Here is a 10,174-nt window from a genome sequence, read left to right as displayed (position 1 = left end):
AGACGGCACTGGCCGACGAGAAGATCGTCGCCCTGCTCGACGGCAAGGCCCCGACCAAGATCATCGTGATCCCGGGTCGAATGGTGAACATCGTCCTGAAGTAGCCCCCGCCGAACTCGAAGTTGTGGATGAAAATCTGGCGATTTCCGTCCATAACTTCGAGCTCGGGGCTTTAATTTGTTCCATGTCACAGGTCGGTAAAGGATTCGTGGTGAGGCTGGTGGCCTCCGTCGTCCTGGTTCTGGGATCCGTCACACTCGTGAGTGTCCCTGTTGCACAAGCAGATCCGGGGCCCGGCTCACCGATTCCGGCCGACGATCCGTTCTACGATTGGGACGGCGGGCTGGACGTCTCCCCGGGAACGGTGCTTCGGTCGAGGCCCATGACGTTCCGAACGCCGAACCAGCCGACGCCGGTCACCGGTAGCCAGGTTCTGTACAGAACTACCGACCAGCAGGGCGAATCCGTCGTCACGGTCGCCACGGTGCTGCGCCCTTTGGTCCCCGGGCCGACGCGAATCGTGTCGTACCACATGGCATACGACGCCCTCGGGTCCCAGTGCAATCCCTCGTACACCCTCAGCGGCGGGTCCACGAGTCCTATTGCCGGTGCGGAACAGGTGGTCATTGCCGGTTATCTCGCTGCCGGTTACACCGTCGTCGTGCCGGATTACGAGGGCGAAGAACTCGAGTGGACGATCGGACGGCAGTCGGGCTACGCAGCTCTGGACGGCGTTCGCGCGGCACAGTCTTTTCTGCAGCTTCCGTCGAACACGCCCGTCGGTATGGTCGGATACTCCGGAGGCTCCGTCCCGACGCAGTGGGGTGCCGAGATTGCCCCCGAGTACGCACCCGAGCTGAACCTCGTCGGAGCGGCGGCCGGCGGGCTGCCCGTCGACCTGGCTCACAACCTGCCGTACGTCAGCGGAAGCAAGGAGTGGGCGGGCGTCATTCCGGCTCTCATCGTCGCCTACCAACGCGCCTACGGTCTCGACCTGGACGATATCATCTCCGACTACGGTCGCCAGGTGATCGATCAGGTCGATCAGGAGTGCATCGCCCAGTTCGCCGACGACTACCCGACGCTCACCGACGCGTCGATGGTCAAGGCTCCGTACACCTCCATGCTCGACGTACCCGAGGTGGTGGCGGCGATCGACGACAACATCATGGGTAGCCAAGGCACTCCGCGGACGCCGATGTTCCTGGCTGTGGGGCAAGCCGATCCGATCGGCGATTCCGTCATGATCACCGCGGACGTACAGGGACTGGCGTACGAATACTGCGGCCGGGGCGTCGATGTGCAGTACGCGCAGTACGACGGCTTGTCGCACAGCGAAGCCTTCCCGGCTTTCGAGGCCCAGAGTCTGCAATTCCTGACCGAGCGGTTCTCCGGTGGGCCGACGCGGAGCAACTGCGGAACCATCCCGCCCGGAAACAGCCTGGCACCGACTCCGTAGAACCCGGGTGGTTCTGTCAGATCGCGCCCAGATCGGCCGACAGCCAATGCTCCGGCTGCAGGTAGAACACCACGTTCTCTTCGTGCTCACTGTCGGCCATCTCGAGGTAGCCGTCGACCTTCTCCGGCGGCAGATAGCGCGCTGCCATGGTGCGCAGTAACTCCGGTGTACTCGGCTGTTCCCGCGCAACGGATCCGTCGACCGAGACGTACCTGATCCTCGGGTCCGACTGCTCGACCATCAGCGTGAATCGACCTGCAGCTCTGATTAATTCGGCCTTCCTGGACGTCTTCCCGGTGAGGACCCACGCCTGGGCACCGGGGGTGTAGTCGTACCAGATGGGGACAGTCAACGGACCACGATCAGGGCCTGCAGCGACGGACAGCGCGGCGATGTGAGGTTCGGCCAGAAATTCTTCGCGTTCTGCCTTCGACAGTGCCATGAAACAACCGTAGGACTTTCGCAGACCAAGTTCTAGACCTGAGACGAACCCTCGGGCCGGGTGACGTCAGGGCGTCCTGGTCGAGATGCCGGGCATGAGTAGTCGGAGAACGCCGTCGGCAACGTCGATTGCCGATTCGTTCGGCCGCGTCAAGCATCGAAACAGGACGTTGTTGGTCAGCATGACTGCCGCCTCGATCGTCGGTGCCTCGTCGCTGAACACGCCGGTTTCGCGTCCGCGTTCGAGGATCGGGACGACGGCGGCAGGTAGGTACAGGTTCTCCATCACGGTCGTGATCGTGCTCGGCTGTTGGAACTGCTCGAAGCTGAGCGCGAGGAGCATCCCTGTGCTCATCGCGCGGTTGTCGATCACGAACTCGCCCACCGCAATCAACGTGCGCGGCAGAGCGATTGCGGGCTCGACGCCGAGGCGTTCGTCGGCTCGGCGCAGCCGTAGGACGCGATCGAACTCGGGTTTCAGTGCGGCGACGATGATGTCTACCTTGCTGGGAAACAGGCGTCGGAGATCCTCGACTCGAATCTTTGCAGCTGCGGCGATGTCGGCGAGCGTCACCAGGAAGTATCCGTTGTCGAGGAAGAGCGCTTCCGTGGCCGCGATGACGTCGGCCTCCAGGTCGGGGCGGAGGGACGCGGCATCGTCGAGCACGTCGACGGGGTCGGGTTCGGTCGAGTTCCGATCGGAATGCACTGGGTCGACGGCCCAGCGCAGGATCGAGGTGACTGCCTCGGCTACCTCGCTCGTGGCAACGGAACCGGGCGTGAGCATCTCGCGAAGAGCGTAGCCGTCGAGAAGTGCGCCCAGGGCAGTGGACAGGGACGTCAACGACAGCGGCCGACGCACGGACCCGCCCTGAGCTTGGATGGCCCGACCCACCATGGTGCGCAGGTCGGCGTCCAGGCGCTCGAATTCGGGGGTGACGGCTTTGCGCGCCCCGTCGTGGTCGCTGGCGAGCAGGGTGGCGACCAGGCGCCGACGCATCAGGCCGGAGGTCAGGTCCTCGAACAGGGCGGACACCGGCGCGGCCGCGTCTCGCAGCCCGGCAGGCGGGTCGATGGGCGTCGTGCCGGTGTAATTCACGGTGAGGTTGTCGAGAAGATCCGCCACGAACGCTTCTTTGCCGCCGGAACCTCCGCTGCGGGAGTTGCCGGGGTAGGTGTTGTGGAACGTTTGATGCGACAGCCCGGCACCGTCGACCACCGCCGAGATGGACAGCGACCGGGCGAGGTCGGTCATGTCCACGTCGTTCAGGAGCCGGTATCCGGCGTGGAGAAATTGTTCACGCGGGACGGGCCTAGGGTTCAACGTCAACCGCCTTCACTGGACTTCACAGCACCTGAATGGATCACGAACCATAGCAATCCAGTGGCCGAGCTCGCAGTGTTTAGTTCTAACTACATGTCTGTGTAGTCGTAACACTCGAATCGATCTTGTTCTCGAATTGGTTTGTGTTGCAGGGGGTTCGCGGGCCGTGGTCGGATACTCATCGGCCTCAAGGCCGGTATCTCGAGGAGGACCCCATGGTGTTGATCGATCGTCGACCCCAAGTCCAGACGCGCGTCGCAGTGCCCGGGACAGTGCGCAACCCTCTCGGCCCGAGGCCGCCCGTCACCCGTTCCACTCTTGCATCGGGGCGAGTCCAGGGCCGACGACCAGCGCCGACGTACGCGTCACCCGGACTGACCAAGCGTGAAGTTGCAGTCCTGAAAGTCTGGTTGGACTGCGACTCCAAGGTCGAAGTCGGTGCGCGCCTCCACATCGCCTTGGGAACCGTCAACACCCACCTGACACGAATTCGAGACAAATACTCCCGCGTCGGTCGGGCAGCGCCGACCAAGGCGGCACTCGTCGCCAGGGCCCTGCAAGCCGGCATAGTGAAACTCGACGACCTCTGAGCGACGAAGGTCGGCGGGGTTGATTGCAGGCAACGTGCGTAGCCGAGGGGCCCACGCAAGTCGTCTGGCCAACGAACTACCAGACTCACGCCGAACCCTCTGTTGTGAGCGGAAACTCGACCCCCACTACGAGGCCGGAGTGGAGCCTGCGCAACGACCGAGAGGACTTTCGCTCACCTGGTGCGCAGCACCACTTCTGTGGGATGTGCGTCGGCAGGCGTATCGATGGCATTGCGTACCGCACGGGCAACGGTACTGGGCTGCAGGAACCTCGAGCCGTCGTACTCCCCACCCTCGTGCGCGACGATCTCCTGCTGCATTTCGGTGTCGATGCGTCCGGGATGCACCGAGGTCACGCGTAACGACGGTTCCTCCTGTCGCAGTGCGTCTCCGAACGCCCGGAGCGCGAACTTGCTCGCCGCATAACCGCCCCACCCTGGGTTCGCGCGAATGCCGGCACCCGAATTGATCAGCACCACATGGCCTTTGGCAGTGCGCAGTGCAGGGAGCAGTAATCGAGTGAGTTCGACGACGGCGATGACGTTCACCTCGTACTGGCGACGCCAATCATCGGCCGTCGACTCCTCGACCGTCCCCAGCGCCGCGACTCCGGCGTTGTGCACCAACACATCCAAAGAATCGATGCCCGACGCGGCCGCCGCAACCGCGTCGGGATCGGTCAGTTCCACCGGCCACGGGGTAGCTCCTGCCAGTTCCGACGCGATCGGCTCGAGAGACTCGGCCGATCGTCCGCCGAGCAGGACGTGGTGATCCGGGGCGAGCAGTCGGGCGATGTGGGCCCCGAGGCCACGGCTTGCTCCGGTCACCAACGCAGTACGAGTCATGAAAGCAGGTTACTCAAAAGCTCATACCGGCTTCGGCTGCCCAGGTCCGGGTGGTGTTCGCTCCGTCGAGTTCTTCACGAATGATGTCCGCGTGTCCCGCGTGCTGGGAGATCTCGCGCAGAATGTGCAGCACCGTGAATCGTGCGCTCTGCCAGATGCGTTCGGGTGCCCAGGGTGCCGTCGGCACCGGGACCGACAGGTCGAGGTCCAACGTCTCGAGCGCAGCCGAGGTGGAGGCCGCCACCTCGTCCCATTCGGCGATCAACCCCGCGACGGTTTCGTTCTCGGCCATGACGTATTCGCCGCCGGCGCTGGCCATGTCGAATTCCGCGTTCTCGTCCAGGTCGGCGATCACCTTCATCCAGTGCCGTTCGTTGCTGATCACGTGATGCAGCAGCCCGCCGAGGGTCAACTCGCTCGTGGTGGTGCGGGTGCGCGCCTGCTCCTCGGTGATTCCGCGGACGGTGATGTGAAAATTGGCGCGTTGTTCGTCGAGCATCTTCACGATGTCGGTGTTCGCGGTGGTCATTGTTCCTCCTGGTGGTTGGTGATGTTCACAGTAGGAGCGACCGAGGACAGGTTCGGTCCGCAATTTCAAACGAGCGGAATGTCGCCTGTGCACGCAAACTGTCTGCATGGGCGATCGAGGTTTCACTTCCACGCAGCTGGCAGCGCGCGCGGCATATCTGCTCAGGGGCAACGACCTGGGCACCATGACCAGTGCGGCTCCGCGGCTGTATCCGCACATGTGGAGCTGGGATGCGGCGTTCGTCTCCGTCGGACTGGCTCCGCTCAGCGTCGAGCGGGCCGTGGTGGAAATGGACACCTTGCTCTCCGCGCAGTGGAAGAACGGCATGATTCCGCACATCGTCTTCGCCAACGGTGTCGACGGGTACTTCCCCGGGCCGGCCCGGTGGGCCACCGGCACGCTCGCGTCGCACGCACCGATGAGCCCGCAGACCTCGGGCATCACCCAACCGCCGGTCCACGCGATCGCGGTGCAGCGCATCCTGGACCACTCCAAGCGCCACGGACGCACGACGCGTGCCGTCGCTGAGGAGTTTCTCGATCGCCGCTGGGGTGATCTGGTGCGGTGGCACCGCTGGCTCGCCCAGGCCCGCGATGTCGACGACAACGGAAGAATCGCGGTTTTCCACGGCTGGGAGTCGGGGATGGACAATTCGCCACGGTGGGATTCGGCCTACGCGAATGTGGTTCCCGGAGAGATGGATCCGTACTTCCGGGAGGACAAGGCGGTCATCAGCGACGCTTCCCAGCGGCCCAGCAATCTCGAGTACGACCGCTACATCTGGCTCGTGGAGGAGATGAAGCAGGTCGGGTACGACGACGACGCATTGAAGACGAAGATGAGCTTCGCCGTCGAGGATGTGTTCGTCAGCGCCATCTTCGCGGTGGCATGCGATGTGCTCGCGACCATCGGCGAGGACCATTCGCGTCCTCACTCCGATGTTCGGGAGCTGCGGTCGTGGGCGGAGAAGTTCCGCACGGGAGTGATTGCGACGACCGACGCGCGCTCCGGCGGGGCCCGCGACTTCGATCTGCGGACGGGCCAGTGGATCGGCACCGAGACCATCGCGATGTTCGCGCCGTTGCTGTGTGGCGGCCTGCCCCGCGAGCAGGAACGCAATCTGCTTCGGATCTTCGAGGGCACGAGATTCTGCGGTCACCCGGATCTGCGGTACGCGGTTCCGCCGTCCACGTCGCCCGTCTCGAAGGATTTCCGTGCCCGTGAGTACTGGCGCGGGCCGGTGTGGCCGGTGATGACGTGGCTGTTCTCGTGGGCATTCGCGCGTCGTGGGTGGTCCGAGCGGTCACTGTCGTTGCGCGACGAAGGCCTGCGCCAGGCCAGCGACGGCAGCTTCGCCGAGTACTACGAGCCGTTCACCGGCAAGCCGCTCGGCAGCATGCAGCAATCGTGGACGGCCGCGGCCGTACTGGACTGGCTGGGGTAGCGCGAGATCAGCTGAGGTAGCTGTCGACCAACGGGCCGACGACGTCGAACGAGGTGGCGTCGGGCACGAGGTACTTGGCGACGGTGCCGCAGACGAAGGGATGCCACGCGGAACCGGAGTCTGTCCCCAGGGACGAGACGGCCAGGATGTCGCCGAAGTAGATGCCGGGTAGGTGGCGCTGAACGAGTTCGTCGTTGTGCGAGGCGACGGCGAGCAATTCTTCGACATGGCTGCGATCGATCTCGTCACCCATGGCGGCGAGGAGATCGGCACCCTCGGCGCGGGCCCGGACAGGGTCGCTGTCGAGCAGCGTCAGTGCGCCGACCGTGACGCCCCGATTCTGCAGTTCGACGGCGATGGCGTGAGCGAGAACTCCACCGAACGACATGCCGAGGAGGTGGACGGCGCCGTCGGTCTGGATGCGAACGATGTCGTCGGCGTACTGCGCCGCCAGTGCCGCGAGGGACTCCGCGCGCTCACCGGACGCGGGTACCTGGACGCCGTAGATGGGGCGGTCGTCGTCCACGTGAGCGGTCAGGCCCGCGTAGCAATCGACCAGACCCACCAAGGGGTGGATGCAGAACACGGGGTCGAGGTGTCCGGTGGTTCGGATCGGTGCGATTGTCGGCACCGCGTAGTCGGACGGGTCGAGCTCCGTGAGAGCCAGATGCGAGAGATCGTTCACGACAGTCATGGGTGCGCCTCCGAGCCAAGAGATGTAGTTCGTGTTTCCATTGGACTTGTTTGTTCGTGCCGACTCTGGGTATGTCGCCATCGGCAGCGTGAGTGTTACCCACGTCTCATCACCGACGACTCAATCACGTCTGTGTACAGAACGCATTAGTGACTGTTCACCATTGAGTGCCCAGGTCCGGGCCCCTAACCTCACCCGGGTGGTCTTCTCCCGCACGCTGCGTGCCCTGTTCGGATTGTTCTCGGTCGGCGTCATCGCCTGCGCTGCGCCCGGCATCGCGTCCGCTGTTCCGCAGGGTCCGGACGTCTCGTCGTGGCAACACATCGACGGCACCGCGATCGACTGGCATGCCGTCAAGGCTGCGGGCCACGGCTTCGCGATGGTCAAGGCCACCGAGGGGCTGGATTACGTCAACCCGTACTTCGTCGAGGATTCCATCGTCATGCGCACGGCGAACGTGGCGCGCGGGGGGTACCACTACGCCGATGTGACGTTGTCACCCGAGCTGCAGGCCGCGTACTACTCGGCACTGGTGTTGGGCATCAACGGACCGGGCGATCTGCCGCCGGTGCTCGACCTCGAAGATGCCAAGGGCAGGTCGCCGGCCGAGGTGATCGATTGGACGCACCGGTACCTCGATACCGTCCAGACGCTGACCGGACGTCAGCCGATCATCTACACCTATCCCAACTTCTGGCGGACGGCGATGGCCGACACCCACGAGTTCAACAACTATCCGCTGTGGATCGCCGACTACGACGACGAGCTGGGGCCGCTGCCCGGCGGCTGGACCGAATGGCTGTTCTGGCAGTTCACCGATCGCGGCACGATTCCCGGAATCGACGGGCGAACCGACATCAATCACTACGCTGGCACGCCGGAATCACTGCGAGTACTCGCTCGCTGGTGACGTTCCTCCAACTGCACGGCTGCGCACTCCGTCACCAGGGCACGCGCGTATGGTTCCACGACCACAGGGCTCCCGTGGGGCCGTCGTCGGCGAGGAGGGCGAGACGGACCACTCCCGTAGCCGCCTCGGCCGGGTCTCCGCCCGCCGACATGCCCGCGACGAGGTTGGTGTGGCGCAGCCCGGGTGCCAGGGCGTTGACCTTGACCTTCTCGCCGAGGGTCTGAGCGGTCAGCAGCGTGACGGCGTTGACGGCTGTCTTCGAGCTTCGGTAGGCCACGCCGCCGCCCTTCACTCGTTCCCAGTCGAACTGTGGGTTCGGGCTGCTGTTCCAGGTCAGGGATCCGGTTCCGCTGGACACGTTGACGATGCGTGGGTGCGCGGACCTGTGCAACGCAGGGAGAAATCCCTGAGTGACGGAGATGAGACCGAAGACGTTGGTCTCGTACGCAGTACGCAACTGCTCGAGCGTGGTGCCGACGACGTCGTCGTTGCCTGGGTTCACCCCGGCGTTGTTCACGAGTATGTCCAGTTCGCCGACCTGCTGCACGGCTGCGGCGACCGAAGACGGGTCCGTGACATCGAGCTGCACGACGCGCGCGCCCGAGCCCAGTTCTGCGGCTGCGCGTTGCCCCTTGTCGAGATCCCGCGCTCCGATCCATACGTTCACGCCGAGAGCCAGTAGCTGCCGCGCCGTCTCGAGACCGATGCCACTGTTCCCTCCCGTCACCAGAGCCACCGAGTTCGGCGCGGGCGATCGGATTTCTGCGGGAAGACTGTCGACGACGTTCATGTTTACTCTCCAACTCCAACGATGTAGTTGGAATGCTACCTCTCGAGCGCGGGGAAATTCCAACTCAGAAGTTGGTATTCTCGGCGGATGGCCTGGGACACGGACGGGACACGGCGTCGACTCCGTGATGCCGCGCTGGTGGAATTCGCAGCTCACGGGTTCGAGGGCACGACCGTCGCATCCATCGCAACTCGATCAGGCGTCAACAAGGAGAGGCTCTACAGCTACTTCGGCGACAAGAAGGCTCTCTGGGACCTCGTCCTGGCAACCGAGTTGGAGCGCCTTGCGACCGGCGTCGAACTCACAGGGGTCGACTTGGACGACATCGGCGAATTCGCCGGAGCGACGTTCGACTATCACGCATCTCATCCCGAACTGGGCCGCCTGCTGCAGTGGGAGGGTCTCCAGCCTGGCCCGCCGGCTCACGCGGAGGTGCGCACGACGCACTACCGAGAGAAGGTGGCGCGTTTCGCCGACGCCCAGCGACACGGCCTCATCGATTCGGAGATCGATCCTGCGCACTTGGTGTTCACGCTGATCGCGCTGGCCGCCTGGTGGCAGACCGTCCCGCAGCTCGCCGAAATGATCACCGGTGCTGGACCCAACGACCAGCAGGCACGGGCGGCACGTCGACGCTTTGTCGTGGAGGCAGCGAGGCGAATCGCCGCACAACCCGGGTCGTGAGGTGAAGCGTGACGCCTGGGCACTCGACCGATTCCAGCGCACCATCGATGGAGGTAAGTGAATGGAACCGCAGCCGTTCGTACTCGCAACGCCCGACGTACTACGCGAACGTCGAGAATCGTTCGACGTATATCGGGCACCCGACACGGCACCCGGCGAAGACGCTCCTCGGCCCGCTGTTGTCTTCGTCCACGGTGGTCCGCGTCCGCCGGGCGTCGAATGGCGACCCCGAGATCAACCGGTTTTCGTGGGATACGGATCCATCGCTGCGGCAGCAGGTGTCGTCGGTGTCGTACTCGAACATCACATGTCCTCGCTGGCCGAGTGTGCTGCGGCTGCCGATGAGATCGCCATCGGAGTCGACCAGGTTCGACAACTCCCCGGAGTGGATCCCAATCGAGTTGCGCTGTGGTTCTTTTCCGGGAGCGGGCTGCTCGCTGCCGACTGGTTGAAACACCCTCCGG

At 64.4% G+C, this 10,174-nt stretch carries 12 protein-coding genes; 6 read left to right on the top strand and 6 right to left on the bottom strand.

The features are described 5' to 3' along the window. Window positions 1-184: 184 nt before the first annotated feature. Complete coding sequence (locus A2J02_RS05150) at window positions 185-1,459, top strand: lipase family protein (protein ID WP_068047618.1); 1,275 nt, start codon at window positions 185-187, stop codon at window positions 1,457-1,459. 16 nt (window positions 1,460-1,475) lie between these two features. Here A2J02_RS05150 and A2J02_RS05145 read toward each other — a convergent pair whose 3' ends face one another. After that, entirely contained in the window at window positions 1,476-1,901 is a 426-nt protein-coding gene (locus tag A2J02_RS05145) for a pyridoxamine 5'-phosphate oxidase family protein (protein ID WP_068047614.1), read from the bottom strand. Window positions 1,902-1,967: 66 nt separating this feature from the next. Beyond that, window positions 1,968-3,155, bottom strand: a complete 1,188-nt coding sequence (locus tag A2J02_RS05140) for a TetR/AcrR family transcriptional regulator (RefSeq protein WP_156516100.1) — start codon at window positions 3,153-3,155, stop codon at window positions 1,968-1,970. Between the two features lie 284 nt (window positions 3,156-3,439). Between A2J02_RS05140 and A2J02_RS28955 the strand changes: the two genes are divergently transcribed. Then, window positions 3,440-3,814: a LuxR C-terminal-related transcriptional regulator gene (locus tag A2J02_RS28955; protein WP_082899482.1), complete on the top strand. Its 375-nt coding sequence runs from the start codon at window positions 3,440-3,442 to the stop codon at window positions 3,812-3,814. Window positions 3,815-3,987: 173 nt separating this feature from the next. Here A2J02_RS28955 and A2J02_RS05130 read toward each other — a convergent pair whose 3' ends face one another. Then, window positions 3,988-4,659: an SDR family oxidoreductase gene (locus A2J02_RS05130; protein ID WP_068047608.1), complete on the bottom strand. Its 672-nt coding sequence runs from the start codon at window positions 4,657-4,659 to the stop codon at window positions 3,988-3,990. Window positions 4,660-4,672: 13 nt separating this feature from the next. Beyond that, window positions 4,673-5,188 (bottom strand): DinB family protein, encoded by a 516-nt coding sequence (locus A2J02_RS05125; RefSeq protein WP_068047605.1) that lies wholly within the window; start codon window positions 5,186-5,188, stop codon window positions 4,673-4,675. A gap of 106 nt (window positions 5,189-5,294) precedes the next feature. Here A2J02_RS05125 and ggh point away from each other — a divergent pair, with 106 nt between their 5' ends. Next, window positions 5,295-6,632: a glucosylglycerate hydrolase gene (gene ggh, locus A2J02_RS05120; RefSeq protein ID WP_068047602.1), complete on the top strand. Its 1,338-nt coding sequence runs from the start codon at window positions 5,295-5,297 to the stop codon at window positions 6,630-6,632. 7 nt (window positions 6,633-6,639) lie between these two features. On the opposite strand, the gene A2J02_RS05115 is transcribed toward ggh, so the two are convergent. Continuing rightward, window positions 6,640-7,326: a thioesterase domain-containing protein gene (locus A2J02_RS05115; RefSeq protein WP_068047600.1), complete on the bottom strand. Its 687-nt coding sequence runs from the start codon at window positions 7,324-7,326 to the stop codon at window positions 6,640-6,642. A gap of 199 nt (window positions 7,327-7,525) precedes the next feature. Between A2J02_RS05115 and A2J02_RS05110 the strand changes: the two genes are divergently transcribed. Next, window positions 7,526-8,236, top strand: a complete 711-nt coding sequence (locus tag A2J02_RS05110) for a glycoside hydrolase family 25 protein (RefSeq protein WP_068047597.1) — start codon at window positions 7,526-7,528, stop codon at window positions 8,234-8,236. Window positions 8,237-8,267: 31 nt separating this feature from the next. On the opposite strand, the gene A2J02_RS05105 is transcribed toward A2J02_RS05110, so the two are convergent. Then, on the bottom strand, window positions 8,268-9,026 hold the full coding sequence (locus A2J02_RS05105; protein WP_068047594.1) for an SDR family NAD(P)-dependent oxidoreductase: 759 nt from the start codon (window positions 9,024-9,026) through the stop codon (window positions 8,268-8,270). An 87-nt stretch (window positions 9,027-9,113) separates the two neighbouring features. Here A2J02_RS05105 and A2J02_RS05100 point away from each other — a divergent pair, with 87 nt between their 5' ends. Then, a complete protein-coding gene (locus tag A2J02_RS05100) occupies window positions 9,114-9,710 on the top strand; it encodes a TetR family transcriptional regulator (RefSeq protein ID WP_068047591.1) in 597 nt (198 codons plus the stop codon). A 61-nt stretch (window positions 9,711-9,771) separates the two neighbouring features. Then, a partial coding sequence (locus A2J02_RS05095; protein WP_442971446.1) for an alpha/beta hydrolase family protein occupies window positions 9,772-10,174 on the top strand: 403 nt, incomplete at its 3' end.

The sequence above is a fragment of the Rhodococcus sp. EPR-147 genome, from assembly GCF_001647185.1.
GTDB lineage: Bacteria > Actinomycetota > Actinomycetes > Mycobacteriales > Mycobacteriaceae > Rhodococcoides.
The sequence above is the reverse complement of the archived record's forward strand: the minus strand, read 5'-3'. Positions and strand labels throughout refer to the sequence as shown.

Coding starts and splice junctions, on each gene's coding strand:
- A2J02_RS05150 (WP_068047618.1), top strand. CDS start 185: ATGTCACAGGTCGGTAAAGGATTCGTGGTGAGGCTGGTGGCCTCCGTC.
- A2J02_RS05115 (WP_068047600.1), bottom strand. CDS start 7,326: ATGACTGTCGTGAACGATCTCTCGCATCTGGCTCTCACGGAGCTCGAC.
- A2J02_RS05100 (WP_068047591.1), top strand. CDS start 9,114: ATGGCCTGGGACACGGACGGGACACGGCGTCGACTCCGTGATGCCGCG.
- A2J02_RS05145 (WP_068047614.1), bottom strand. CDS start 1,901: ATGGCACTGTCGAAGGCAGAACGCGAAGAATTTCTGGCCGAACCTCAC.
- A2J02_RS05140 (WP_156516100.1), bottom strand. CDS start 3,155: ATGACCGACCTCGCCCGGTCGCTGTCCATCTCGGCGGTGGTCGACGGT.
- ggh (WP_068047602.1), top strand. CDS start 5,295: ATGGGCGATCGAGGTTTCACTTCCACGCAGCTGGCAGCGCGCGCGGCA.
- A2J02_RS28955 (WP_082899482.1), top strand. CDS start 3,440: ATGGTGTTGATCGATCGTCGACCCCAAGTCCAGACGCGCGTCGCAGTG.
- A2J02_RS05130 (WP_068047608.1), bottom strand. CDS start 4,659: ATGACTCGTACTGCGTTGGTGACCGGAGCAAGCCGTGGCCTCGGGGCC.
- A2J02_RS05125 (WP_068047605.1), bottom strand. CDS start 5,188: ATGACCACCGCGAACACCGACATCGTGAAGATGCTCGACGAACAACGC.
- A2J02_RS05105 (WP_068047594.1), bottom strand. CDS start 9,026: ATGAACGTCGTCGACAGTCTTCCCGCAGAAATCCGATCGCCCGCGCCG.